The sequence below is a fragment of the Chlorogloeopsis sp. ULAP01 genome, from assembly GCF_030381805.1.
GTDB lineage: Bacteria > Cyanobacteriota > Cyanobacteriia > Cyanobacteriales > Nostocaceae > Chlorogloeopsis.
In genome coordinates, this window is the sequence record NZ_JAUDRH010000002.1 from 326,823 (window position 1) to 353,358 (window position 26,536).

General features: G+C 42.2%; 27 protein-coding genes and 1 tRNA gene. 11 read left to right on the forward strand and 17 right to left on the reverse strand.

The genetic code is table 11. The features are described from left to right. Positions 1-6: 6 nt before the first annotated feature. Together QUB80_RS05035 and QUB80_RS05040 are read right to left on the reverse strand one after the other, a co-directional pair. Entirely contained in the window at positions 7-165 is a 159-nt protein-coding gene (locus QUB80_RS05035; protein ID WP_289788396.1) for a type II toxin-antitoxin system YoeB family toxin, read from the reverse strand. Next, positions 146-391 carry a type II toxin-antitoxin system prevent-host-death family antitoxin gene (locus tag QUB80_RS05040; RefSeq protein WP_336622307.1) on the reverse strand — a complete coding sequence of 82 codons (246 nt, stop codon included), beginning with the start codon at positions 389-391 and terminating at the stop codon, positions 146-148. Before QUB80_RS05040 ends, QUB80_RS05035 begins: the two co-directional genes overlap by 20 nt. A gap of 232 nt (positions 392-623) precedes the next feature. Between QUB80_RS05040 and trmFO the strand changes: the two genes are divergently transcribed. After that, positions 624-1,946 carry an FADH(2)-oxidizing methylenetetrahydrofolate--tRNA-(uracil(54)-C(5))-methyltransferase TrmFO gene (gene trmFO / locus QUB80_RS05045; RefSeq protein WP_289788639.1) on the forward strand — a complete coding sequence of 441 codons (1,323 nt, stop codon included), beginning with the start codon at positions 624-626 and terminating at the stop codon, positions 1,944-1,946. A gap of 156 nt (positions 1,947-2,102) precedes the next feature. On the opposite strand, the gene QUB80_RS05050 is transcribed toward trmFO, so the two are convergent. The 3 genes from QUB80_RS05050 to QUB80_RS05060 form a co-directional block, all read right to left on the reverse strand. Next, positions 2,103-2,414, reverse strand: coding sequence for a hypothetical protein (locus QUB80_RS05050; RefSeq protein WP_289788640.1), 312 nt, complete (start codon positions 2,412-2,414; stop codon positions 2,103-2,105). Positions 2,415-2,712: 298 nt separating this feature from the next. Continuing rightward, the gene (gene thrS, locus QUB80_RS05055; protein WP_289788397.1) at positions 2,713-3,903 is read right to left on the reverse strand and encodes a threonine--tRNA ligase; all 1,191 of its coding nucleotides are present in this window, start codon (positions 3,901-3,903) and stop codon (positions 2,713-2,715) included. A 577-nt stretch (positions 3,904-4,480) separates the two neighbouring features. Next, the gene (locus QUB80_RS05060) at positions 4,481-5,746 is read right to left on the reverse strand and encodes an RNA-guided endonuclease InsQ/TnpB family protein (RefSeq protein WP_289788398.1); all 1,266 of its coding nucleotides are present in this window, start codon (positions 5,744-5,746) and stop codon (positions 4,481-4,483) included. A 302-nt stretch (positions 5,747-6,048) separates the two neighbouring features. On the opposite strand from QUB80_RS05060, the gene QUB80_RS05065 reads away from it, so the two are divergent. Then, positions 6,049-7,236: a murein hydrolase activator EnvC family protein gene (locus QUB80_RS05065; protein ID WP_289788641.1), complete on the forward strand. Its 1,188-nt coding sequence runs from the start codon at positions 6,049-6,051 to the stop codon at positions 7,234-7,236. Between the two features lie 32 nt (positions 7,237-7,268). Here the strand turns inward: QUB80_RS05065 and QUB80_RS05070 are convergent, their stop codons facing one another. Genes QUB80_RS05070 through QUB80_RS05080 form a run of 3 tightly spaced genes read right to left on the reverse strand, consistent with a single transcriptional unit; the run spans position 7,269 to position 9,995 of the window. Continuing rightward, positions 7,269-7,832: a hypothetical protein gene (locus QUB80_RS05070; RefSeq protein ID WP_289788399.1), complete on the reverse strand. Its 564-nt coding sequence runs from the start codon at positions 7,830-7,832 to the stop codon at positions 7,269-7,271. Positions 7,833-7,851: 19 nt separating this feature from the next. Further along, positions 7,852-9,051 carry an XRE family transcriptional regulator gene (locus QUB80_RS05075; RefSeq protein WP_289788400.1) on the reverse strand — a complete coding sequence of 400 codons (1,200 nt, stop codon included), beginning with the start codon at positions 9,049-9,051 and terminating at the stop codon, positions 7,852-7,854. An 11-nt stretch (positions 9,052-9,062) separates the two neighbouring features. Beyond that, complete coding sequence (locus QUB80_RS05080; protein ID WP_336622309.1) at positions 9,063-9,995, reverse strand: 7-cyano-7-deazaguanine synthase; 933 nt, start codon at positions 9,993-9,995, stop codon at positions 9,063-9,065. Here QUB80_RS05080 and QUB80_RS05085 point away from each other — a divergent pair. Next, positions 9,977-10,378 (forward strand): hypothetical protein, encoded by a 402-nt coding sequence (locus QUB80_RS05085; protein ID WP_289788656.1) that lies wholly within the window; start codon positions 9,977-9,979, stop codon positions 10,376-10,378. The two genes, QUB80_RS05080 and QUB80_RS05085, sit on opposite strands and share 19 nt — an antisense overlap. Positions 10,379-10,516: 138 nt before the next feature. Here the strand turns inward: QUB80_RS05085 and QUB80_RS05090 are convergent, their stop codons facing one another. The 3 genes from QUB80_RS05090 to QUB80_RS05100 all read right to left on the reverse strand — a co-directional run bounded on the left by QUB80_RS05090 (position 10,517) and on the right by QUB80_RS05100 (position 12,527). Beyond that, positions 10,517-10,900, reverse strand: coding sequence for a hypothetical protein (locus QUB80_RS05090; protein WP_289788401.1), 384 nt, complete (start codon positions 10,898-10,900; stop codon positions 10,517-10,519). Positions 10,901-11,017: 117 nt separating this feature from the next. Next, positions 11,018-11,143, reverse strand: a complete 126-nt coding sequence (locus QUB80_RS05095; protein ID WP_289788402.1) for a hypothetical protein — start codon at positions 11,141-11,143, stop codon at positions 11,018-11,020. A 190-nt stretch (positions 11,144-11,333) separates the two neighbouring features. After that, on the reverse strand, positions 11,334-12,527 hold the full coding sequence (locus QUB80_RS05100) for a phosphatase PAP2 family protein (protein WP_289788403.1): 1,194 nt from the start codon (positions 12,525-12,527) through the stop codon (positions 11,334-11,336). A 270-nt stretch (positions 12,528-12,797) separates the two neighbouring features. Between QUB80_RS05100 and QUB80_RS05105 the strand changes: the two genes are divergently transcribed. Next, positions 12,798-12,871 (forward strand) — tRNA-Arg (locus QUB80_RS05105). A gap of 226 nt (positions 12,872-13,097) precedes the next feature. On the opposite strand, the gene QUB80_RS05110 is transcribed toward QUB80_RS05105, so the two are convergent. The 3 genes from QUB80_RS05110 to QUB80_RS05120 form a co-directional block, all read right to left on the reverse strand. Then, positions 13,098-13,595, reverse strand: a complete 498-nt coding sequence (locus tag QUB80_RS05110) for a pentapeptide repeat-containing protein (protein WP_289788404.1) — start codon at positions 13,593-13,595, stop codon at positions 13,098-13,100. Positions 13,596-13,717: 122 nt separating this feature from the next. Then, positions 13,718-14,434, reverse strand: coding sequence for a carbonic anhydrase (locus QUB80_RS05115; RefSeq protein ID WP_289788405.1), 717 nt, complete (start codon positions 14,432-14,434; stop codon positions 13,718-13,720). Positions 14,435-15,924: 1,490 nt separating this feature from the next. After that, positions 15,925-16,647, reverse strand: coding sequence for a hypothetical protein (locus QUB80_RS05120; protein WP_289788406.1), 723 nt, complete (start codon positions 16,645-16,647; stop codon positions 15,925-15,927). Between the two features lie 442 nt (positions 16,648-17,089). On the opposite strand from QUB80_RS05120, the gene QUB80_RS05125 reads away from it, so the two are divergent. The 3 genes from QUB80_RS05125 to QUB80_RS05135 all read left to right on the forward strand — a co-directional run bounded on the left by QUB80_RS05125 (position 17,090) and on the right by QUB80_RS05135 (position 18,630). After that, positions 17,090-17,272 carry an FGGY-family carbohydrate kinase gene (locus tag QUB80_RS05125; RefSeq protein WP_289788643.1) on the forward strand — a complete coding sequence of 61 codons (183 nt, stop codon included), beginning with the start codon at positions 17,090-17,092 and terminating at the stop codon, positions 17,270-17,272. A 221-nt stretch (positions 17,273-17,493) separates the two neighbouring features. Continuing rightward, positions 17,494-17,697, forward strand: a complete 204-nt coding sequence (locus QUB80_RS05130; protein WP_289788407.1) for a hypothetical protein — start codon at positions 17,494-17,496, stop codon at positions 17,695-17,697. Positions 17,698-17,721: 24 nt separating this feature from the next. Beyond that, a complete protein-coding gene (locus tag QUB80_RS05135; protein ID WP_289788408.1) occupies positions 17,722-18,630 on the forward strand; it encodes a bestrophin family protein in 909 nt (302 codons plus the stop codon). 421 nt (positions 18,631-19,051) lie between these two features. Here QUB80_RS05135 and QUB80_RS05145 read toward each other — a convergent pair whose 3' ends face one another. After that, entirely contained in the window at positions 19,052-19,897 is an 846-nt protein-coding gene (locus QUB80_RS05145; RefSeq protein WP_289788409.1) for a M28 family peptidase, read from the reverse strand. A 115-nt stretch (positions 19,898-20,012) separates the two neighbouring features. Between QUB80_RS05145 and dnaK the strand changes: the two genes are divergently transcribed. From dnaK to QUB80_RS05165, 4 genes are all read left to right on the forward strand, one after another. Then, positions 20,013-22,142, forward strand: a complete 2,130-nt coding sequence (dnaK, locus tag QUB80_RS05150; protein ID WP_289788410.1) for a molecular chaperone DnaK — start codon at positions 20,013-20,015, stop codon at positions 22,140-22,142. A 355-nt stretch (positions 22,143-22,497) separates the two neighbouring features. Continuing rightward, a complete protein-coding gene (locus QUB80_RS05155) occupies positions 22,498-23,490 on the forward strand; it encodes a DnaJ C-terminal domain-containing protein (RefSeq protein ID WP_289788411.1) in 993 nt (330 codons plus the stop codon). Positions 23,491-23,614: 124 nt separating this feature from the next. Beyond that, a complete protein-coding gene (locus QUB80_RS05160) occupies positions 23,615-24,136 on the forward strand; it encodes a J domain-containing protein (protein WP_289788412.1) in 522 nt (173 codons plus the stop codon). A 233-nt stretch (positions 24,137-24,369) separates the two neighbouring features. Continuing rightward, a complete protein-coding gene (locus QUB80_RS05165) occupies positions 24,370-24,642 on the forward strand; it encodes a DUF3143 domain-containing protein (protein WP_289788413.1) in 273 nt (90 codons plus the stop codon). Positions 24,643-24,796: 154 nt separating this feature from the next. Here the strand turns inward: QUB80_RS05165 and uppS are convergent, their stop codons facing one another. After that, on the reverse strand, positions 24,797-25,546 hold the full coding sequence (gene uppS / locus QUB80_RS05170; RefSeq protein WP_289788414.1) for an undecaprenyl pyrophosphate synthase: 750 nt from the start codon (positions 25,544-25,546) through the stop codon (positions 24,797-24,799). After that, entirely contained in the window at positions 25,543-26,466 is a 924-nt protein-coding gene (gene cdaA, locus QUB80_RS05175) for a diadenylate cyclase CdaA (RefSeq protein ID WP_289788415.1), read from the reverse strand. Before cdaA ends, uppS begins: the two co-directional genes overlap by 4 nt. Between the last annotated feature and the right edge of the window lie 70 nt (positions 26,467-26,536).

Genomic DNA, 26,536 nt, shown 5'->3' on the forward strand with positions numbered 1-26,536 from the left:
TCTAACCTACTCATAATGCATCCACATCCGAATGACTTTAACTGTTTGCTCGGATTCAACAACTTCATATACTAAGCGGTGTTGAATATTTATTCTTCGAGAGTAACGTCCTTTTGAGCTTGCTTTGTGTAAACTAACTTCCAACTCACCAATGCAATTCCTCATCGCATTCCTCGATAGGAGTTGCTAACCCTACCTTGATAGATTCTCCCATTCCAGGGACAGATAGCAAGTATAAAGTTTCTTGAATCGCTGACCAATCTTCTTCTGAAATAAGAATTGCATTACTATGTTCACCCCTAATCAGAACAGGCTTGTGAGATTGGACAACTTGCTCGATAAGTTGTTTGAGCTGATTTTGAGCCTCGTTGACAGGAAGACTAGACATCATAACTCTCTTTGTCGAGTTGACGACGCTAGCTCTACTAAATGTTACTCTAAGAGATTCATAATTTAAAGGTGCGATCGCTCATTTGCTGTATTGTTCTGCAATAAGGTAGAACATTTGTGATTCCACAGCAAGCTGTCGTTACGACACCAAGAATTGGCAAAGATGCTCAAATAAAAAAATAGATTTTCTCAAACAGGCTAGTTTAAGTAAAGAAAGTAAAATTGAGTATTTAATTATGGAACAACCTATAAAAGTTATTGGAGGTGGGCTGGCTGGAACAGAAGCAGCATGGCAAATAGCCCAGGCGGGAGTGCCTGTAATTTTGTATGAGATGCGCCCTAAACGTTTTAGCCCTGCCCATCATACAGAACACCTTGCAGAATTGGTATGTAGCAACTCTTTTGGTGCAGCTAATAGCGATCGCGCCGCAGGGCTTTTGCATGAAGAATTGCGTCAACTCGGTTCTATTGTAATTGCCAAAGCTGATGAACACGCAGTTCCCGCCGGAGGAGCGCTAGCTGTGGATCGGGGACAATTTAGTCAAGAATTGACAGAAACTTTGTCTGGGCATCCGTTAATTGAATTATCTCGAGATGAAGTACGTAATATACCGGAAGGAATTGTAGTTTTAGCCACTGGCCCGCTTACCAGCCCTGACTTGGCAGAAGATTTGCACCGCTTTACAGGGATGGAATACTTAAGCTTTTTTGATGCTGCTAGCCCGATTGTTGTTGGAGAAACAATTAATCGTGATATTGCTTTTCTTGCGTCTCGCTACGATAAAGGCGAAGCTGCCTATCTGAACTGCCCGATGAATAAAGAGCAGTATTTACGATTTTGGCAAGAACTTTGTGCCGCCGAACAAACGGAATTAAAGGATTTTGAGCGAGAAACTGCAAAGTTTTTTGAAGCTTGTTTGCCGATAGAAGAACTGGCACGACGAGGAGAAGATACCATGCGTTATGGGCCTCTAAAACCAGTTGGTTTGTCCGATAGTCGTACGGATGAACGCCCTTATGCTGTCGTGCAGTTGCGGCAAGAAGATAAAGCCGGTCAACTTTGGAACATGGTTGGTTTTCAAACAAACCTGCGTTGGGGTGAACAAAAGCGGGTATTCCAGATGATTCCGGGTTTAGAAAATGCTGAATTTGTGCGGCTAGGGGTGATGCACCGCAACACTTTTATTAACGCTCCACAGCTAATGCTGCCTAGCTTGCAATTTAAAAACCATCCTACATTGTTGGGTGCTGGGCAGTTAATTGGTACTGAAGGCTACACTGCCGCCTCTGCTGGTGGCTGTTTAGCTGGCATAAACGCTGCGCGGCTAGCTTTAGGCAAACAACCATTGATTCTACCGCCAACAACGATGATGGGGGCATTATTTGAATTTATCAGTTCAGCTTCACCAAAGCATTTTCAACCTATGCCGCCTAACTTTGGGATTTTGCCGGAACTAGAACAGAAAATTAAAAATAAACAACAGCGCTACGGACGTTACCGCGATCGCGCTCTTGCTGACTTAGCAACTTGGAAAGCAAATCAATATTTGTCTTAAGCTCAGTCAAGGCATCTTTTTTGCTTAATTGAAATAGGCTAGATACCTGTCATATCATATCCGCTTAAAGACTTATCATTCAGGCAAACGCACCGGACGCGGAAAGATTTTAGTCGTAAGTAATTAGCCGGACTTGATGTCAATTGTATACAAAGCTCATGACTTGCGATCTTGAGTGTAATCGTCTCTAGTAACTGCTAACCCATGTATGCCAATAGCAGCGATAATACCGCCAATAAATCCCCAAGTGCTGTTAGTAAATGCATTGATGCGGTGAACAGTACTGCGATGGTAGGCTAAATCTAGCTGCCTACTATCACCTCTTCTTTGCCTGGCTAGTCTTTCTATATATCTTTCAGTTCTTTCCATCGCTGCATATTCAGCGTTATAAGCGTAAATCGATGTTCCTACTATCATTAAGCCTGGAAAAACCAAAGCAATTAAAAGAATAGCTCTGCCTATATTCATACAGCCTCGATCAGGTGATATGTCTAAATTTAATGCTGGCATAGCTAAACTTTTGCATTAGTATATAACGAACAAATTGTGGATAAAATTATGAGAAGTTATAGCTCCTGACTTTTTTAAAAATTCGGGATCTGAACACCTGCAAATTGTCAAAATTAATTTGGTGGAGTGCTAGCCCCTAGCCTCTAGTAAATGTAGGGTGGGTTAGCGAAGCGTAACCCGCCATTTTTGAGAGGATTGATGGTGCGTTACGGACTATTGTCCTAACACACCCTACTCCAGCATAGCTGCCTTATTTTCAAATCAGGTTAGCTAATTCTGCTTCTAGGTGAGCAAGCAGAATTTCTTGCTGCCCGGCAATTCCCAGACGACGCAAGTTGAGAGACTGATTAATCGCTTCTTTCTCACCAACAACAGCAATCAGTGGAATCTTGCGTGCCGAAAGTTCCCGAATTTTTTTGGCAATTGTGCGATCGCCTACATCGAGTTTTACTCTAGCTCCTATCTGTTTTAGCCTTTTGAAAATCACTTCTGCCCAATCTGCCGATTTTTCAGAAACCGAAGCCACGGCAATTTGTACGGGAGCAACCCAAAATGGTAAAACTCCATTGTGATTTTCCAACAAAATGCCAATCCAGCGTTCCAAAGCACCTAGAATTGCTTGGTGTAGTATAACTACCTGCTCTAAATCTCCTTGGTGATTAACAAAGGACAAGTCAAAAAGTTGAGGCAGGTTAAAATCAACCTGAATCGTGCCACACTGCCAAAATCTTCCCAGATGATCTTGCATATTGATTTCAATTTTGGGACTGTAGAACGATCCTTCACCAGGCGCTAAGTCATAGTCATAATCCAGGGATTGAACTGGTTCAATCAAAGCAGATTCAGCCCGATCCCATAGTTCATCTGAGCCAAGACGTTGCTCTGGACGTAGAGCAATGCGAATCGAAAAGTTATTATATCCAAATGCTGCGTAAACCTGCTTAACCATCCTAAGAAAATTGCCAATCTCATCTCGAATGTCGGCTTCTCGACAAAAAATATGAGCATCGTCTTGCACAAATTGGCGCAGACGCATACAGCCGGATAGCGTTCCAGACGGTTCGTTGCGATGGGCGATGCCAAATTCCATCAATCGCATCGGCATTTCCCGATAACTCCGCTTGTGGGATTTGTAGATGGCAATGTGTGCTGGGCATGACATTGGTTTCAATGCATAATCCGGTTCTGCATCACCATCAAAACTCCCCACGAAAAACATATTCTGACGGAACTTTTCCCAGTGTCCCGATCGCTCCCAAAGTGATCGACTCAATGCTAAAGGCGATCGCACTTCCTCAAAGTCGTGAGCCTGATATACCCGTCGCATAAAATCTTCAATTAGCCGGAATAGCTGAAGCCCGATGGGATGCCAAAATACCATTCCCGGACTATGCTCTTCAAAGTGAAATAAATCCATTACTTTTGCCAGTTCTCTATGATCGGACATTGTTGTGTCTCCTGTGAATTGTTTGCTAATGAAAAACCCCTCTAGAAAGAACCTAGAGGGGCAGTTGAGTGTTAATTGCAAGGCAGCAACTATCGGGTGCATCCCAGTTTTTAAGTTGCCCACAGGCTATAAGCCTGGGGCTATAAATACGAAGCCTGCCTTCGCAGTCTATGAGTGTTTATAGCCTGCGAAGGCAGGCTTTGTTTGTGTAGCAATATCCTTCCAGGGTATTGATTAAAAAAGTGGGATGCTCCCGCAACTATCCTCACGTCCCTCCAGGCGCGATTGTGGTGGTAGTTGTGGTAGTGAGGTAAATAAACCAACAAATCGACATTTGTTTGCTCCTAATTGGTGTTGCCATAAAAACTCAAAACCCTCCTGGGCAGTGCCTGGAGGGTAAATGTGGTGCTGTCGAATTTAAAATCAACGCGATCGCCTCACAACCCTCCCGAATTGGTAGTTTGGGTGGTAGTGGTAATTGTTGTTAGAGATACGTTGACTTGCATTGCTAGTTGAAAGCTTTTAAAAGTGGATATTACCTAATACAAATCCATGTGACATCCTCCCGACGCTAACCCTACGGGTATAGTGCGGGCTTCCCAACATTACTATTGGGCATTGCTCCCCTAAAACGCCACTTATCTAGAACAAAGTTCCCCGACAGTACGACTTGAGAGCCAATTTCTTGCTTTTCCAGAGTCCCTGGATACGTTTGTTGTCCTCGGTTACACAGTTCTTGGGCTGAAGCTATATCTCTATCAATTTCATAAAGACATTCGGGACAGGAATGAATTCTATCCCCCAACTGTTTTCTCACTTCGATGCGACAATTAGGACAGACCTGGCTACTTCCTTTATGGTCAACTTCAGCGACGAATTTACCTCGCATCCATCCAACATACTTGAGTATGGATCTAAACTGTCCGAATGCCGCATCGATTGTATGTTTGCCCAAAAAACCCTTTGCCATAATTCTAAAATCTATATCCTCAACGAATATAGAATCAGCCATGTCACATAATTTATGGGCAAGCTTGAACTGGTAATCTTTACGAATGAGCGCGATGTGATTGTGTTGTTTCTCAACCCTAATTCTGGCTTTCTCGTAGTTTTTAGAACGTTTAGTTTTCTTCGCTAACCGATGTTGTAGCACTTTCAGCCGACGATGTTCGGTTTTGAAAAATTTACGCGTCTTTTCTACAAAACCATCACTGGTTGCCAAGTAGTTGAGCAATCCCACATCCACACCGATAAAATGACCGTGAGGCAAAGGTTGCGGTATTTCTATGTCTGACGAGATAGAAACAATCGCAAACCATCCTATCGCTTTTTTAACAATGCGTACCTGTTTGATCATAAAGCCATCTGGTATGGGACGATGCAAGTTGATTTGCACTTTCCCCAACTTCGGCAGGCTAATTTGCCATCCAGTAATGGGATTAGTTTTGAACTGAGGAAAAAGTATGGATTTCATTTGCCCATACTTTTTGAAGCGAGGAAACCCGTAACCGCGCTTTTGAAAGAAATCCCAAGCATCGTGCAGTCTTCTAATATTGGTTTGCAGGACTTGAGAAGGTACTGCCGCCAGACGAGGAAATAGTTTCTTTGCCTTGGGTAAGTTGTTTTGTTGCTGATGATATCCAGGGAAGGGATAGCTTGCCGCCATGATATATTCCGACTCTAAACTACACCGATCTATCGGGCATTTTCGCGAAGCTATCCAGTCCTTTAACTCGCGTAATGCATAGTTGTAAGAAAGCCGACAAGTTTCTAACCATTCGTTTAGAAGGGCTTGCTGTTCGGAGTCGGGATAGATTCGGTAGGTGTAGTTGAGTGTCAGCATGAAGTTATTCTACCACAGCTTCATGATGGTGGTAAAGTGTTTTGTAGTATAGATTTTAGTATAGATCTGATCGGCAATTCATCCCATCTCCAAGCGCTTCGCGTTATGGTAGTGGGACTTCTTGCCGTTGAAGTTAAACAAATTTCTGATTAAAAAAATAGGGGCTAGAGGCTAGGGAAGAAAGTTTTTTCATGTGTTCTGGTATATGCAGTTTAATTTCAACGGAGGTTGAAATAAGTGAACCGAATTTTGGGAACACTACTCGTGATGTTTTGAGCGATCGCTGTCCTCAATCTAACAACATGAGAGTGCTATTTCTAAGAAAAAAGAAAACTTTTCGCTATTTATGTGTTGTATTTTGTGTCATCTTATGCTTAATTTTCTTCTCAGAGCTACCAGCACTGACAGCAAAGCCTGATACAATTAAGGGTCTGCAACAACAGCAGCAACAAATCGACCAACAGCGTCAGAGTATCAAAAAACAGCGCGATCGCCTCACCAATTTACAACAAGTCGTCAAAGAGCGGCTCAACGGCTTGCAGCAAAACCTAAAAGCTACCAACAGCCAGATTCAACATACTCAGTTACAGCTAAAACTTGCAACGGAATATCTGCAACAACTAGAAGCTAAATTAGCAGCAGCAGAAGTTTCTTACTACGAACAACAAGCGGCAACTATTGCCCGACTGCGCTTTTTGCAACGCTCTCCCACCAGCCAGGGATGGGCAGTTTTGCTGCAAAGTCAAAATCTTGGCGACTTTATCAGCCGCCGTCGTTCTTTGAAATTAATTTATCAGGCAGATCAAAAAATCTTAGCAAAGCTGGCAACACAAGCCAACCAGATTAATAAACAAAGAACCCAAGTAGAACAGCAAAAAAATCAAATTGCCTTAATTCAACAACAACTACTAGCTCAACAAGCCGATACTCAAGCCCAAGCAGGATTGCAACAGGAATTAATGCAGCGTCTCAATAGCGATCGCTTGGCATTAGAAGCAGCACAAACGCAATTAGAGAAAGATTCACAAGCAATAGCAGCTTTAATTCAACAAAAGATAGCAGCCGCCGCAGCCAAAACAAACAGCCGGAAAAACTTTATTCAAGGAACTGGAATATTTACATATCCTAGTGATGCTCCCACTAGCAGCCCCTTCGGTTGGCGAATCCATCCTATACTTGGTTATCGCCGCTTTCATGCAGGTTTAGATTTTGCCGCTAGCTACGGCAGTACAATTCGAGCCGCAGATTCGGGAACCGTAATTTTTGCAGGCTGGTATGGTGGTTATGGCAGAGCAGTAATTATCAACCACGGTAACGGCATCACTACTCTTTACGGACATTGCAGCGAATTGTATGTTACAGAAGGGCAATCAGTACAGCGAGGACAAGCGATCGCCGCAGTTGGCTCTACGGGCTTATCTACTGGGCCTCACCTCCACTTTGAAGTAAGGAAAAATGGTACACCAGTAGATCCGATGGCTTACCTTTGATTAATTTCATCCCAACCTCGCGCAAACAAACATCACCGATCGACACCTGTTGAAGCAGCTTCCCACCAACTTCGTAAAGGATGGCTTTTATGTGGGAAATACCGACCCTTGACCCGAATTGCATTGATCAAATTACGTAGTGCTGAAGAATCCAGATCAGCTTCCTCTGACCAATACTTAATTATTTCTGGGGTTGATAAAATCTGAAGGTATGGTGCCGTCTGCTGAAAAAACGAGATCGCCGCCTTATCGTCAGTCGCTATTGCCCATCCTCGGTGAACAGCGATCGCGCAAGTTGCAGACTCGCCATCGTCTCTGAGAACAGCAGCATAGTTCACAAATGATTCCGCCTCCTCTTCTGACTCAAAGTCCACGACTATAAGTAGACCTTGCTCAATGGCTGCCTCGAACTGAACCGCACCCGTATTATCCTCATTCTCAAGCCGTTGGAGCGTCTTTAACTCACTCTCTTGCACAACCTGAGTAACTGCAACCTGAGCAGGAATACACTTCAAGATTGCTAGTAAATTGCCCGAAGCACAAAAATTTAAAATGCAGCAGGCGTCAAGAAGAACGTGGGAGTGAGCAATGCGCATAACTTAACCTCACTTCCCATCATTCCTGCAACTGGCGCAGGTCAAAATGAGTGGTTTCTTCCGCCATTCCGCTTGAATACTCCCGCAAAGCCTCTGCGATGCGGCGGGCTTCCAAGCGGTCAACGCTGAGGAAATCTGCAAAGCGCCCTTCAGTGATGAGTCCCTGATCCAGCGCCTCAATCGCGAGGTGCTGATAGTGGAGCGGGGTCATGTCAGTGTGCTGCGGGATTTCCTTTAAGCCCAGCTCCTGTTGTACCTTTCTGACTTTTAACCCACGGTCGCGCAATCGGTGCCAAGTTCCGGACGGTAGAAGCTCCATTTCCTCCAACCGATAAACAAGCGCTTCCACAGACACACCATAGTAATGCGCTAGAGTGAATAGATTAGTCGGAGTAAACTTGCCATGCATACGGTACATATCGTTGAACCGCTTGAGCAAGCCACTTGTCGGCATCAGGAAGTATTTTGGGAAGGTATCGGCTAGTCGTTCGCTTTCTGGAACTCGCTGGTACTGACCTTCAAAGTGGAACACAGGCTTTCGTCGATGTGCAAGAAAATGAAGATACCCATGCGCCAGCGACCAACGTCGCCGCTCCTCTGGGTGATTAGCGTTGATTGCCATGCAACCGCCGAGTCGTTCGTCGTAACTGTACACTTCTGAGTATTTTTGTGGCATTTCCAGATAAAATATGCGCAGGCCCACATCCTGCTCTAGGATGTCCCGAAGACGTGGAATAGGGCCGTCCCCCAGACCGAGCCGTTGGCGCTCTGCAACCGCTATGCTTTCCGCAGCAGCCCTTATCGGCATATTGGTTACCTCATATTCACAAGGATAGTTCTGCGGAAGTGGTGCATCCATAATCTCTTCAAGCTCCAGGTAATTCCGGCATAACTCCTCTAGGCGCAGAATGGCTGGTTCAATTTGCACCTCCTCTTCTTCACTGCGCTGATAGGCTGCCCGGAACTGTACCTCAAAAGGTTGTATCACAGGGCGTGGTCGAACGAAGTCGCTGACCGATCGCCCATAGGCACGAGCAAGCTTAATCAGTTCGGTTGGTTTAATGCGGCGCTCTCCTTTCTCAATGGCAACCATAGTGGTGCGTGCAGCATCAATGACTTTAGCTGCATCAGACTGAGTCATGCCGCACTTCTTACGCGCCTGTTGAAGGAGTTCCCCTAATACCCGCAGGTCAATGTTATCAAGGATGTTGGTAGCCATAGCATTTTCCCTCAACCTTGTTGAGCAGTAACCCAGCATCTGCCCAATGCCTGCTGGTCACCGTGTTTATTCAAAAGTCCCTCTGCAATTAGAGATTCCACAACATCCCATTCCGAAACGTAGGTTCGATAAAGCTGTATCAGGCGACCCTGCATATCGGCAGGCAATATGTTTTCTGCCGCAGCGCTTCGATCAACAATGTCATCGAGCACTGGAAACTCTCGAGTCAGAGCTTCCCACTGAAAACTAGGTTCATCTAGGATACTAAGCAGATGGCGTAGGGTGTTGACTTGCACAAGCATATGGCAAAGATTTAAACTCGAGTCTCCCACTGGGCGGTTTCCGTGTAGCACTACGTAGCGAGTCTTATCTTCTATACCAATGGCAGCAAGCGCTTGTCGCCTTAAAAGACAAGAGGAGCAGTACCCACATTGAACTGGCTGCTGGCGATGTGGGCTGTCACATGACATAGTCAGCGGTGGCAGGTCATTTCTCGCGTCTTTAGCCAATGCTTTGCACATTTCGGCTTTAGTCCAGAAAAGGAACGGGTTCTGCATACGGAACTCCTCTCCTAGAAGCTCTGAAACGACATCGCCCACTCTAAGTAAAGTCAGCGGGTGTACAGAGCGGGAGTGTTCTAGTCCTACGGCAGATGCGCGGTAAGGAAGGTTAATCGCCCCGATGCCGTTCTCGTAGACATAAAGTATTCGTCGGTTCATAAGGTACGCACACGCGGCACCAAGCAGGGTAAACACAACACCTCGTGCACGGCAAAGCTTGTTCTTGTGCTGCATACCGCTATCGTGGAAGCGGATCGGGACGCGGAAAAGATGGCAACGGCTGGGGAAAATAGACTGAACCTTCTTCGCTACCGATCCTTGGCGAGCATAAACAATATCGCTGCTGCCAGTTCCAAACAGCACGAATGGCTTTTCTGGATACATCCGAAGACGAGTGTACAGACCCGCAAGGGCATCAAGACCACCGCTCCACAGTGCCACTTCACACCCTTTGGGTGCTATTGGAAAAGCTAATTGCTGCTCAACGAGGCGTTTTCGTGCGCTCCGTCTTTGAAAGTCAAAAACCCATAAGCTTCCAGTCGCCCATTCAAGCAGGTCTTCCAATTTTGTTCGGAACGGTTCAGCGTTCAGTAATTCTGGATGACGTACTGGAAGCACCACATGAAGACGACGCTGCTTTTGACGCAGATTGTGGTAAGCAAGGCGATCCGAAGCATGAATTGCAACGGCAAGGTCAACGAGATCGGCAACGATGGTTGGAAATTCTGCCTGAACCCGGTACTCGAATGCCTTATCATTCACATTGATGCCAACAGTTAGCTCCTTGCCTTGGGAGTGATCGATTAAGCGCACAGATCCATTACTGTTTAATATCGATCCAAAGTGCAAGGTATAATTGCTGTAATTACTGCTGTGAAGTTTCTGCTCAATCGAAGGCTCGTAGTTCATAGCAGATCCTCATCAAGGTCTATCTCTTTCATCCTCTTGCGTGGAGAGCGTCGCAGGTTTTTCACATCCTCATCCACAGTAGCCTTCTTTGCCCATTTGCTGATCTCGGCCAACATATCTGGGCGAAGCCCCTTAACACGCTCTCTAACGGTTGCGTTATCAACACCAGCATGGTGCTTGGAAGTCAGCGGAATGCGTTCCTCAAAATTCGACTTGTACATTTCCTGCATATACCGCTCCACAACAGCTTGCGGCAAGTTACTGGTGTCCACCCTCTGGTTATAACGGAGTTCATGGAGAATGGCTTTGCCAACACGAAGGACTAGCTCTTTCACACAATGCGGAACTTTCGCTGGTTGTGCCTGCCTGTCAATCTCCATGCTTAAAGCAGTCCAATCTACAGATTCGTTCTCACCAACTTTTTCGATACCCTGGCGTAAAATCTCCCCTATGCACTTGGCAAGTGCAACAGGATCGACACCTTTTTTCTTGATGTCTTACATCACGGCTCCCATTGTAATCCGGACGCATTCGTTGCGGTCAAGCTTTCCTTCACAGACTACTAAGTACGGCTTTTGGTATAGCCCCGAAAGCTGGCTGTGAACGATATCTCCGTCAGGCATGATCCGACCTCTAAGCTCGGAGCTTACTTCTATGATGAAGATAGCTCAATAATCTGACAATGTCAATTCTTAAGATGGTTTTTTGCTTTTAATGTCAGGTTTGATTAGGCAATAGGAAAATAATATGGATAGTGCCTTCCGCACTCCAGATAAGTACAGTCAAAATATTCTAGTTGTGGAATTCTGACATTCAGACCAGACACTCTGCTTGCGAATGCCCACCTAAAAAGCGATATTTTTGCCACAGTTCCATGCCGATAATGCAGGCAATCAACCATACTAAACCTGCGGCATAGCCAGCTGCTACATCAGTAGGCCAGTGTACGCCTAGATAAAGCCGACTAAAACCGATCGCAATAATTAAGCCAGTCATTGAAGCAAAAATTTGTCTGCGCCATTGCGGAAACTGCTTTGCCAGCACATAAGCTAAAAAGCCGTAAATTACCATCGATCCCATTGCGTGTCCACTCGGAAAGCTATGATGCCCTACATGAATAATCCAATCCCACAGTGCTGGGCGTGCTCTAGCAAATAATATTTTCAGCCAATAATTTAAACCGAGCGCACCAACTGCGGCTATACCCAAGCTAGTTGCTTCTATACCACGTTTATAAAACAACGGCCCTATTGCTAAACCTAAACAAATTAATAGCAAAACTGGTGGATTGCCAACAGAGGTGATACCTAGCATGATGGTATCTAGAAATGGCGTGTGCAGCCTTTGAATTGCTAGTAAAATTACTGCATCAAGACCAGATATATGCATTAGGAAGGTGCCAAAGACTAAGCTAGAAATAACCCCAGATACGATTGCCAGTTGTCTGCCTGCTTGTACTTTTCTTTGGGTAGGTGTTTGGGTTATGACAGCTGAGTCAACCATTTGGCTTTTGGCGTAACCAATGACAACATTAGCGATCGCAATTCCACTAATTACTACAGCATTAGTGAATCCCCCAGTTGCAATCGATAGCCCAGCAGATGTAAGTAAGGCTAGTGATGGTAATTTAAATTTTTGTATAAAATTATTGCGTTTTTCTTGGAATTGTAAATTTTTTGCTTCTTCTAACGCTTTCTGAAGCGAAGTTGTTCTTACTGGTGATTTTCCACCTTGTATTCTGTAATCTAAGACAATATCTTGAATGAGTGAGGCGATCGCATTTGGACTTTGAGATGAATTAAAAATCACAAGAATGTTTCCTGTGAAATTATTGGCACGAACTTCTGCGATTTTTGCTTCCTGCGACAATCTCAATTCTAAGTATTTTTTGAGAGCCTGAGAGCCATAAAGTCCATTTACTCTATATCTAGCTCTTCCTTTAACAGCAGTGTGTAATGGTTGAACCAAAGGATTGTCATTGGGAAGTTTATCGAGATGAGTACCCATTTTTCTAAATAAGCTGATTTTTGTTGCGATTTGGGAGTAAAGAATCACCCTCAAAGGATTTTTAAGAACTAAAAAAGCTCTCATCACAGCAATCTGCTAACAGCGCGTTCGGAGCAATATTTAAATCCTATCGTAGGTTTTGACGATGTATTGGCGATCGCTAAACTCCCAAGAGACTGGAACTTGATATCTAGATGAAAGCGAAATCTTAGCATCCAGTTTTCATATGCTACAATTTTTCTGTTAAGCTCATATAAATAAACAGTACAAGGGCGCGTAGCTCAGTGGATTAGAGCGTCAGATTCCGGTTCTGTAGGTCGGGGGTTCGAATCCCTCCGCGCTCGTTTTTTATTTAATAACTAGTTTTTCCTCTCCGGTTGCGGCTACCGTGTATACACATCTTTCTACAAAACCAAAATAGTCGTAGATCCCCCTTTATTAAGGACTTTAAAGGGTTTTTGCCTCCTTTTTAAGCTGGTTGGGGGGATCGAATGCCTGTGGCGCGAATTTATAAGATCTTGTGTGTACACCTTAGCCGATTGCGGAGAGGGATTAGGGTGTTAGATTCTATCAATCACATTCTAAAGACTCACGAGTGGAAACACCTGTCTTAGAATTAATACCACTTGCTTTAGCACAAAGTTTTTTCAATTCTGGGCCATCTAAAACTGCATTGGTGAAATCGGCACCTGTGATATCAACATTATCAAAAGTAGAATACAACATCATTGCGTCTATAAAAATAGCATCACTTAAATCTGCACCCTGAAAATCAACTAAATAAGCTATGCCGTTTGTCAAATCAGCGCCGTGTAGGTTTGCATCGTGTAACCATGCACCATTAAAAACAGCACCTCGCAAATCAGCGTTACTAAAATTTGCTTTCTCCAATTTGACTTTAGAAAATTCCTCACCAATTAGAGTTTGATTAGAGAAATCCTGATTGGATAGTTCTTTATAGCCTGCCACACGATTCATGCTCGAAGAATTTGCTGCTTGTGCGGATAGGGGAAACAACAGCAGCATAGTAGCTAAGACAAAGCTAGCTAATACTCGCCAAAATTTCATAATGCCGACTTAATAAATCTCAACAGTCATACCATTAATTATTAAACCGCACGATGAGCGTTCAGTAGTGATGAGTATTAAGTTCTTGCGATCGCCCGATCCAGAAATCTTGCTAATTGCGGCTAACGTATTTCTATTGCTTCATGGCAGCGACAACCCGCCACATCATTTATCGGTTTGACTTTTGCCATATTAATTACAGGTATTTCAGTAAGCAAGCAAGACGGATAAAAGTGCCATTGCTCAGTTAAGACGTTTAAGTCTTTGATCAAGCCAGTATGTATGTCCAAAACCCAACCATGTACTGTAGGTGCCTTCTGCTCGTGCATTGCCTTGCGTATGATAGAAGTTTGGTATATATTTTTCACTTGTGCCAAGACATTCAATTCCGCCAGGCGGTTCAAACGTTCTTCTGGCGTCGGCAAGGCATCTATTTCGTCTTGTTTTTGTAAATACAATTCTCGAATTGGATTTACCCAGTTATCAATCAGGCCAATTGTTCTTCCTTTTAATGCCGCCTTAATTCCACCACAACCGTAATGTCCACAAATAATTATATGTTGAACCTCCAGATGGAAAACCGCGTACTCTAAAACCGCTAACAAGTTAATATCCGTCAGAGAAACTTGATTGGCAATATTGCGATGTACGAATAATTCTCCCGGTTCTGTGCGAGTGAAATTTGTCAACGGCAGGCGACTGTCGGAACATCCGATGTAGAGAAACGGTGGCTTTTGTCCTCTAGCCAAATCTTGAAAGTAAGTGGGGTTTATAGCTAGTTTTTCCGCTACCCAAGACTGATTATTTTCGAGGAGTTGTTCAATCTTGTGATATTTCATTCATAAGTCCAGACACTCATGCTTCTAATTTATTTTGCTTACTTATGTTCGAGATAGCTAGTAAATATGACTTAATATTGAGCTATTAAAATTTGTATTTAGATAATAAAGTTAATAAATCTATGGTATTCATATACTTAAATCTATAGTTTTTTAGATTATGGATTTTTAATACCTAGTGGTAAGTCATGAAATGCGTACACAACAATCCAAAAAAATGTGATATTCTTCACTAAACAATTACATAGTCCTCCCTAAAGATTGCGATCGCTTAAGCATAAAGTCTAAGCATGAGCCATCGTAACTTTGATCTCCCTAAAGGCAGTCTTAAATAAAAATCCCCGACAAATCGTCGGGGAAGTTAGTGTTTTGACACTCTTGCACTTGATTTACCTACGATACTCACTCTTAAACCCATAAACTTGCCAAAATGCCAAAACCCATGGGATCAAGTTACATGGCAGTTTTTTATATGTATTGTTTTTGGCGCTTTTAAATAGGTTTAAACAAGGTAAATAGTATATGAGTACTTCACAGCAGTTTATATGCATAATTTTGCACAATAAAAGACCCCTGTGGTTAAACAGGGGAGGAGACTTTTCTAATTCTCTATGTTCTGTGCAAGAACGGATTGTTCATCTATAGTACTTTTGCTTCAATCCGGAAAGTTGCCAAAATGCCAAAATCAAATTCCATTGCTATGTAAGTACATTTAGTCATGGATGAGGATTAAAAATCAAAATCTTCGCTGATGTGGGCAGAGAATTATCCCTCAGGTTAATTCCGAATCCTCTTGGATGCAGGCGTGTACTCAAGCAACAGCCCCGCTATCATGGCTATCTAGATGGCGTGTTATTTAGCTTTTTAGCGATTAAATCTGCCGCTACCGCGATCGTCATCGTTAATCATAGATGCTCCCTAACGATCTATGGTTCTTCAATTCCATCTACAGGCAACAACAGAACGAACAGGAAATTAGAATCATGAATTAGAAAAATCTCAACAAGAAGTTTAAAGAGATTTGTGTCTACTTTATGACAAGTTATTTAAAACACACTGAGAAAAATAAGGTCTAAATTTTACAAGCGTAGAATTATTTTCAACCGACGTGTTCCCATCAGTGCTATTAAAATAGCAGTATAGTTTTTTAACTTTCAGTCGCCATATATTTAGAGAATAATCAAATCTAAAACAATTAAAGCAACAGTAACTGAGAGCGAAAATATTTTTCTCGCAATCACTGCTATATTTCTTGTGATTGGTGTTGTTATTATTACAATTAGAAGTTTTTGTTTGATATTTTCTAACTAAATTAAAATTTTAAACTCTGTTATTTTCTAAAAAACTTAACTGCTAATTAAGTAGCAAATAATACAAAAATATTTTTTACAAATATTTTTATAGGCAATTTTACTACAAATTAATGTATCTTTTGCAGCTATAGACTTGAAAAATAGCAACAAAAGTTATCCTTTGCAGAAGTCATACACTCAATGTTGACTCTCTAGTCGCCTCATTTCGTGCTGTACATCTAATGCGATTTGCAAAGCTTCATTTAATAACCTACCATGTTCACTAGCTTGTTCGGTGACTTGCATTGCTGTTAAAGCCGCCAAATTATTTGTAAATAACTCGTTATTTTTAATAATAAACTTTTTGTTTTCTCTTAAAATCCTTTCTGTTTTTAAAGCTCTAATTAAATCTGTTCTTGTTAGTTGTAATGCTTCAATAACTTTACTTCTCTCTTTAATTTCTACTCCAGAATTTCCAGCAGCTTCTATTTGGTCATTAATATCTATAGCTTTAACAACTGCATTATATCTATTTACGTCATTTAAGAGAATATTGAGCGAATGCGTCATATTTTCTTCAACTATCTTAAGTTTTTGTTTCCAGATAATATATAGTAAGACTTGAATTACAAAACCACCAAAAAAGCAAAATAATATTAATATCATCCACGAAGGTAGATTCGTCAGATTTGCAAAGCTTTTGCCAATAAAAACATCAAATATAATATAGCATAATACAAAGATGGCTGTTCCAATAAAAACTACTGTAGCACCTTCTGGTCCTTGAACTTTTGCAATCCAATCTCTAACAAAGGTTTTTAGAGGATGAATAATATTCGTCATCTCATTATCAACAGGTAAATTAGTCAATAATTGGAGTTCATTTTGACGAATTTCTAAGCCTTGTAAATCATCACGCACAGTTTCCCGATCCTGTGAAGATAGTTTTTCAAGTATTATATCTCAATCCAGTTTATGGTACAGGAATTGAATTCTCCTTTGGAAACGATGTTCTTAATAAAAATTATTTCTAACTAAGTAGTTTGTCCGGTCGTTAGATTATGTTATCGCACTGTTCCTATAAGGTAGTGTTCCACTGTTTTATGAATTTATTATATCCAGGATTCGTGAGCAGTAATTATTAGGTTTAAATTAGCAAAATTTTGACATTTTTAATCAAAACTTAGTAATTAATCAACCAATATTTAACGTAATACCGTGTCCAACCAGCACTAATGCACATTAATGATTAATAACAAGCGATTAATAATAGGTATCAACTGTAGTACAACAGTAAAACAATTGCCTGGAACCCTGAAGGGAAATCTATAGACGAAGGGCGGGCATCTTAATTTATCGGGCGATTTTAGAAGGTATCGCTTTTGAACAAAAACTGGTGGGAGATGCAGTAATGGCAGCTATCAACCAACCCTTTAGCGAATATATAGTTATGGGTGCTAGTAAAAACAATCTCTGGTGTCAAATTTTAGCTGATGTTACTGGCGTGCCAATTATGCGTTCTCTAACTGTTGAAGCTACTTGTTGAGGAGCTGGTATTCTCGCGGCTGTAGCAATCGGATGGTATCCTGACATTAGCATCGCTGCTTCATCTATTGCTAGCACTGCGCAATGTTTTATACCTAATTCGCAACCGCAAGCTATTTATGAAAAACTTTACAGCGAAGTCTACAGGCCATTATTTCTCACCCTAAAGTCATTGGTGGAAAGATTACCAGATTTGACTTCCGTACCGCGATCGCTTAGGGATTGAGATATGGCAAAGCAAAAATTGTGATTTTAGGTGCTGGTGTGATGGGAACTGCTTTTAGCGTTCCTCTCACAGATAATGGTCATATAGTTCATTTAGTCGGAACTCATCTAGACGGTGATATTATTGCTAAACTTCAGGCTGGTTACCCTCATCCGAAATTACGCATTCGTGTCGCGAACTTTAATGTATCAACAAAATAACTAAATATTATTTCTAATAACAACATGGCAACTGAAAAACTGACATGGTGGCGAACAGCTTTTCAACTGAAAGGTTCAGTCATCACGGCAATTTATAAGCGCGTATTAGGATGCGGTTTTTTTGGTGTTTTGGTTTCTTTGCTGTACTATTTTGAAATTCCTGTTTCGCAACCAATTTTAGGCAGTGTAATTCCTAGTATTGTTTTAGGTTTATTACTTGTTTTTCGTACAAATACAGCTTATGAGCGCTTTTGGGAAGGTAGAAAAAGCTGGGGTAGTATAGTCAATACTGTTCGGAATTTAGCAAGACAGATTTGGGTATCAACTGGAGAAATATCTCCAGAAGACAAAAAAGATAAAATCGCAGCATTAAACTTATTAGTGGCATTTGCTGTAGCAACTAAATTACACCTGCGTAACGAACCTGTCAATCCAGAATTAGAAGAATTAATGCAGCACTCTAAATATATCAAATTAAAAATGATGAACAATCCACCCTTGGAGGTGGCTTTTTGGATTGATGATTACTTACAACAGCAATATAACCGTAATTGTCTGAGTATTTATCAATTCACGGCAATGCGAGAATTATTAAATTTATTGGTAGATAATTTAGGTATTTGTGAACGCATTTTAAAAACACCTATACCACTAGCTTATGCAATTCATTTAAAGCAACTATTACTACTTTATTGTTTATTATTGCCTTTTCAAATCGTAGAAGAACTTGGTTGGTGGACAGGTGTAATTGTGGCTTTAATTAGTTTTACTTTGTTTGGGATTGAAGCCATTGGTTTAGAAATAGAAAACCCATTTGGTTATGATGCTAATGACTTACCTCTAGATAATATTTGTAATACAATGAAGCGTAATATTGATGATTTAATGAGCCTAAGTCCTAGCACACGCTCGCATCGAGAATCACATAACTAATGCAAACACCAATTAAACCCCTCACATTAGCTGAATTTCTCAAACTTCCTAAGACAAAACTCACCAACGAATTTATAAACGGTTACGTTTACTAATTGAAATTCTCTCTCTAGAACAATCTTAAACGAGAGTAACAGATAATATACTTTTTTGCTTGCGAAATCAAACTACTTTAGGATGGTTAATCGAGCCAGAATAAAAGGCAATAATTTGTTTTTTACCCAATCAATTACCTGAAATCAAACGTCAATCTGATGAAATTTTACCTGTTCCAAATTTTCTCGATTTGCAGTTAACTGTTGGACAGGTATTTGAATGTTTGAAGTTGGGATTGAGATGATTATAGCTAACATATAAAAAGAGTGATCGCACACACAAAAGCATGAGTTAGCGTAGATGCACATAACTTAGCTAACTATTCTTACAACCGCCTAATTCCAGTTTCCAAGCCTTGGCAAACACTCGTCAGAAAATCTAAATCCAAAGTTGCAATTGTATCGGTAGGTTTGTGATAGTGCGGATTCCGCATAAATGCTGTATCTGTCACCATTATTGCTGGGTAACCCGCATCCCAAAACGGCGCATGATCACTTTGTCGTGTTTGAGGGACTATGTGTCCTTTATTTGGTACTGGTAGCCACTGACTTGGTACGCCGGCTTTGCGAATGCAGCGACTAATAGAAATTAAATCCCGTAATGTTCGCCAGTTGCCAATTAAACCGATAAAATTACCGCGATCGGGGTAAATATGTTTTAAAGGAGGCGGGTAATTTTGGGAACCAGGAGTAGAATCGCAATAACCCAACATTTCGAGCGAAATCATTAAACGTAACGCTTGTTGTTGTTGCCGTAACTTAGTTACATATTCGGTACTACCCAACAAGCCATATTCTTCCATATCGAAAGCCACCAGTCGGATTGGATATCTGATTGGTTCTATGGCAAACATTCTTGCTAATTCCAGCAACACTGACACACCAGTGGCATTATCATCAGCACCTGGCGTTCCTGGTACAGCATCATAATGAGCGCCAATTAAAATTAATGGCAAATCTTCCTTTTGAGACTCAGCAGCAGGTAGATTTAAAATGAGATTTTTACAAGCTTTAGCACCTACATAGAAGGTGTGGATATCCACACTCCCCCATTGTGCAAATGAAGCGCGAATGTATTCTTGGACAAAAAAATGTCCTCCACTTGCCAGATATGGATCGCGATCGCGAGCTATTTGAGTAAGATGAGTTTCCAGTTGCGTTTTTAAATTCACAATAATCTAACAGCTAACATTGGTTCACCGTGTATTTATCAAGTGCAAGATACAATAAATCAAGCATTAGTTCTAAACAAATAATTTATAAGACACGCCAGGAGAACAGCAACGCATGGGCAAGGTAGTCGGCATCGACTTGGGTACAACTAACTCTGTAGTCGCCGTCATGGAGGGAGGCAAGCCGGTGGTGATTGCCAATGCAGAAGGTATGCGCACAACTCCCTCCGTAGTTGGCTTTAGCAAAGACGGCGAACGCTTAGTCGGGCAAATGGCACGGCGGCAAACTGTTCTTAATCCCCAAAATACCTTTTTTGCAGTCAAACGCTTCATTGGGCGCAAGTATGGCGAACTTAGTCCAGAATCAAAGCGAATACCCTATACCATCCGTAAAGATGAAATCGGCAATATAAAAATAGTATGTCCTCGCTTGAATAAAGAGTTCGCCCCCGAAGAAATTTCGGCAATGGTTCTCAAGAAATTAGCAGAAGATGCCAGTAAATATCTAGGTGAACCAGTCACAGGAGTAGTACTTACCGTTCCTGCTTATTTTAATGATTCTCAGCGACAAGCAACACGGGATGCTGGCAGAATTGCGGGGTTAGAAGTGTTGCGGATTCTCAACGAACCTACTGCTGCATCTTTGGCTTACGGTTTGGATCGCTCTGACAGCCAAACAATCTTAGTATTTGATTTGGGTGGTGGCACTTTTGACGTTTCGATTTTGGATGTCGGCGATGGCGTGTTTGAAGTTAAATCCACTAGCGGCGATACCCAACTAGGTGGAAATGAATTTGATAAAAAAATTGTCGATTGGTTAGCAGAACAATTTTTAGAACAAGAAGGAGTAGATTTAAGACGCGAGCGACAATCTTTACAGCGTCTAATGGAAGCCGCCGAAAAGGCAAAAATTGAACTTTCTTCAGTTAGCGTTACTGATATTAATTTACCCTTTATTGCGGCTACAGAAGAAGGACCTGTACACCTGGAAACTCGCTTGACTCGTTCTCAATTTGAAGGGCTGTGCGATGACTTGTTAGGGCGATTGCGTATACCTGTGAAACGAGCGTTAAAAGACGCTAGCTTGACTCCCGCAGATATTGATGAAGTTGTCTTGGTAGGCGGTTCTACACGTATGCCCATGGTACAACAACTAGTACGAGCCATGATTGGTAGAGAACCTAACCAAAATGTCAATCCCGATGAAGTTGTAGCGGTAGGTGCAGCCATTCAAGCAGGCATTCTCGCAGGTGAAATGAAAGATGTCTTGCTGCTAGATGTTACACCTCTTTCTTTGGGATTAGAAACTATTGGTGGCGTGAGAAAAGTACTTATCCCCCGTAACACCACAATCCCTGTTCGCCGTTCTGATATTTTCTCTACATCAGAAAATAACCAAAATACCGTAGAAATTCACGTCATTCAGGGTGAACGGGAAATGGCAGCAGACAATAAATCTTTGGGGCGCTTTAAGCTGTATGGCATTCCCCCCGCTCCTCGTGGTATACCGCAAATACAAGTATCTTTTGATATTGATGCCAATGGAATTTTACAGGTAACGGCTCTAGATAGAACTACAGGCAGAGAGCAAAGTATCACGATTCAAGGAGCTTCTACCTTAAGTGAGGGAGAAATTCAGCAGGCGATTCGGGATGCCCAGAAGTATGCGGATGTAGACAGACAACGTAAAGAAAAAATAGAAAAGCGCACTCGCTCTGAAGCTTTAATTTTACAAGCTGAAAGACAGCTTAGAGAAGTCGCGCTAGAATTTGGCATGGGATTTGCCCGCACTCGACGTCAACAAATTGACAATATCTGCCGAGAATTACGCGAAAGTTTACAGCAAAATGACGATCGCGGCATAGACCAAGCATACGCTGATTTGCAAGATGCTTTATCAGATCTTAGCCGGGAAGTCCGCCAGTATTACGCTGAAGAGGAAGACGATGACTTGTTTGGCGCAATTAAAGACATCTTCACTGGTGGAGATAAAGAACGTGAGTCTGCCAGAGATACATTTCGCGATCGCGATTACTACGATAGAGGCTATGACAGAAGCTATGGCAGAGAATATGACAGAGATAGAGGCTATGGCAAAAACAATGACAGAAGCTATGGCAGAGAATATGACAGAGATAGAGACTATGGCAAAGACAGTCGTTCCCCCTACGAAGACGGTGGTTACTCACGCAAAAATCGTCCCAGCTACCAAGATAATTGGGATGACGACGATGATTGGCTCTAAAGTAGAGGGCGGGTGCTTTCCCGTCCTTTAACTGTAAAAATAAATCTATATACTTTTGAAAAATACCATGAATATAGATTCAAAATGTAGCTGTAGTTATTAGTAATTTGGGAATAAAGAAAGAGTTATTAGTTTGTAGGAGCGGGCTTTGTCAATGATATTTAGGCTGAAACAGACAATTTATCTTCTAAACCCGCCCGTGCTAGTGAGCTTGGTTGATTGCTGCCCATAAAAGTAAGATCAGGATAAATTATCTTCCATATTAACTACTGAGAATAACTAAGCAAATAACAACCGACAGAATATATCTTCAAAAAATATCAAATCTAAAATCTAAAGTTAAACGACTGAACTTATGCAAAATTTGCGGAATTTTCGCGATTACTACGAAATTTTGGGAGTATCCAAACAAGCCACTAATGAAGAAATTAAAAAGAATTATCGGCGTTTAGCACGGCAGTATCATCCAGATTTGAACCCAGGAAATAAAGCCGCAGAGGAAAAATTTAAGGATATTGGTGAGGCTTATGAAATCCTTTCCGATCCAGAGAAACGAGTCAAGTACGACGAATTTAGCCGTTACTGGAACCAACAAGGCTTTAGTGGTAAACAAGGGCAACGGGCAAAACCCTGGGGAGGAGATAATCGTTCTAACGGTCGCGCTACACAGGATGTAAATCCTGGTAACTATGCTGATTTTACTACCTTTATAAATGAAGTCATCGGTGTGAAAGTGGGCAAGAATGCTACTGCTAGCTCCAGTAACACTACTACCGCCGATCCATTTCGTACACCTAGAACAAAAGTTTCATATTCCCCCAGCCAACGTCCTAGCCGTCGGGATATCGAAGCGAGACTATCCTTACCCTTGGAAAAAGCTTATCAAGGTGGATTGGAGAGAATTCGCTTAGAAGATGGGCGATCGCTAGAAGTAAGTATGCCCCCAGGAATGGTAACAGGACAAACTATCCGACTGCGAAATCAAGGCATTAATGGTGGCGATTTATACCTAAAAATTACTGTCGAACCTCATCCGATATTCAAAATAGAAGGCACCGATGTTCAATGCCAAGTCCCAATTACTCCCAGTGAAGCAGTCTTGGGAGGGCAGGTAGAAGCACCTACCCTAGATGGGTTGGTAAAAATGACAATTCCCCCTGGAGTCAGATCTGGGCAAAAATTGCGCCTCGTTGGCAAAGGCTACCCCACCAATAAGGGTAAACGCGGTGATCAATTAGTAGAAATTCAAATAGTTACTCCCAAAAATATTAGTCAAGAGGAAAGGGAACTGTACGAAAAAATCCGGCAGCTTGAAACATTTAAACCCCGTGCTGATTTGTTTTCATAAATAGTTAATGGCAAATGTCCCGCCAACCCTGCTCCATAAAGCTTAGTAGGTTTAAAATATGAGAGATTAGAGAGATAAAATTTATCGCTAGGTGAACAAGACAACCGTGAATCAGAACGGGGCAATGCCACAAAGCAGTGAATCTACATCCACCTATTACACCCTGCTAGGACTGCATCCAGGAGCATCGCCAATCGAAATCCGTCGCGCTTATCGGGAATTGAGCAAACGCTATCATCCAGACACTACAAGTTTGCCTACCACCGTTGCCACTGTTAAATTTCAGCAACTCAACGAAGCCTACGCCACCTTGAGCAACCCCGAACGACGCTTAAGATACGACTTAAAAATAGGCTATTCTCGCTTTGGAGTAATTCAAGCACCCCCCGATTTAAACCACCCTGTTTCCTATTCTTACGATTGGTCTAAATCAGCTTACCTCGACGCTAGCGATCGCCCTCTCTCGGCAGGCGAAATTTTTGCTTTGTTTATTTTGGGCTTGACTTTTTTAGGTTGCTTATTGCTTGCGATTGCCATTGGCTTAACTCGTGGTGAAGCCGCTTTCCAAACCCAGTTAGTCGAACCCACTCCTGTTGTCGTACAGCCACAAAACAACCAGCTTTCCCAACCTTCTAACCCTCAATAAGAGTGGGAGATGGGGAGACAAAAGGAGGACACTTCCGTGCGCGGCTTCCCCGACTTGTAGACGCGCTTAGCGCGGCTTCCCGCAGGGTGGAAAGTGTCTGTCGACAAGGAGCATCAGGAGCAGGGGAGAGAACTACTATCCACTAACTACTAACCAATAACTAATGACTAATAACTATTTAAAATTTAAAATTAATACTTAACAAAAATTTACTTTTGACTTTTAACTTACTTATGTCGCTTCCTTCTGCTGATACACCGCTATACAACCATCCACTTCCTTATATAGAGCAATGGTTGAAAGAACAAGGCTGTCAACAAGATGAAAACCAATTACACTGCTGGCGTGTGCAGCGACCTAAATGGGAAGCTGAAATTTTACTTGATGTTGAGCAAATTATAGTCAGATATATTAGTGCCGGTGAGAATGGGCAAGATATCCAAAGAGCATTTAAATATTCTCTGAGTCGGCAAGATATTGAACAAGCGGTGTTTTCTGGGCCGTAAATTAGGGATTAGGGACTAGAGGGGGGAGATAAGGAAGATGGGGAAGAATTTACTCTTATTACTTCCTTAACTTCCTCACCTCCCTCATCTCCTTGTACCCCATCCTCTTTCCCCGTGTCCTCTTCTTCCCAATCCCCAGTACCCAGTCCCTAACCTACACTTTTCCAAACCGCCGTTCTCGCTGTTGATAGGCACACAACGCACGGTGAAATTCACTGCGATCAAAATCAGGCCACAGAGTCTCGGTGATATAAATTTCTGAATAAGCTATTTGCCAGAGCAAAAAATTGGAAATTCGCATTTCCCCACTAGTACGAATTAACAAATCTGGATCGGAAATGCCAGTGGTATAAAGGTGGCGCTCAAAGGTTGCCTCATCAATTTCGTCTGGCTGGAGCAATCCTTGCTGTACTTCAAAAGCGATCGCCCGACAAGCTTGGACTATTTCCTGTCTACCTCCATAATTGGTAGCTACCGTAAACCTAATACTACGATTATTTCTAGTTTCTTCTACCGAACGGGAAATTTCTGCTTGTAGCGCCCGTGGCAAACTACTCAAATTCCCGACAAACTGAATTTGCACATTCTCTTCGACCATTTCCCGCAATTCTTGACGCAAAACTCGCTGGAATAGAGTCATCAAAAAATCTACTTCTTCTTGAGGTCTACCCCAATTTTCGGTCGAAAAAGCATAAGCAGTCAGTGCTTCAATTCCCCAATCTTTACAACAACGGAGCAAATCCTTCAAAGCGTCTACTCCCCGTTTATGACCCATAATTCGTGGCAATCCTTGACGCTTTGCCCATCGACCGTTGCCATCCATAATTACCGCTACGTGCTTGGGCAAAAGTTCTCGTTTTAAATCAGGGGGCAAATATTCCAGTTGAGTTTGTTGTGCTGTCATTTTTTGTCTCGCGAAGCGGTCGATGGTAGTCTGAGTAAACGTGAAACCAGTGCTAATGCCTGACTGCGAATCTGACGACCCAAACTTAGCAAACCAGGAGCAACTGCTTCCCGGTCTACAGTTGGCGAAAATCGAGCTTCCAGAGACTCTTTGAGCTTTGTGATCGTCAGTGGTCTATTGAGAGTTCCTCTTTCTGCTAAAGAAATAGAACCTGTTTCTTCAGATACAACGACACAAATGCAATTCTCGACTCGTTCAGTTATTCCCATCGCCGCTCGGTGGCGTGTTCCCAACTGACGCGAGGCTGTACGTCCTGAAAGCGGTAAAATTATACCAGATGCCACAATCCGCGAACCTCGTATCAATGTAGCACCGTCGTGTAAAAGAGTTTTTGGTTGAAAAATTGTCTGGATCAGTTCTTTGGATACTTCAGCGTTCAGCTTTACTCCTGGCACGGAAAAATCCCGCTCGTCAATCGGGCCGGATGTTTCCAAAATTAATAAGGCACCAATCCGATTTTTCGACAATTCTTTCACTGCTTCAACAATTTCATCAATTACACTATCAGATTTGGGAACTGCCAGACGGGATGGTTGAAACAACTGCCGAAACTCTCCACGTCCTAGTTGTTCTAAAAATCGGCGAAATTCTGACTGAAGAGCAACCGCCATTGCTACAGCACAGCCAATCACCAACTTTTCCAGCACAAAATTTAGCAGTTGCAGTTGCAATTTGCCACTGATTGCTGATGCCAGCATCAAGATGATAAATCCTCGCACCATCCAAAGTGTCCGGCGCTCACTGATAATCACTAGTATCATGTACGTTAGCGCCAGTACCAAAATAATATCCAGAGCCTCAATCAGCAAAGGCCGAGACCAACCTTGGTTTATCAGCCATTGCCTCCATAAATTTCTCATGACATCTGGACTAAACCTTCTGCCTCTAAATAAAGTAAGTCAATAGTCAACAATTGACAGTCAATAGTCA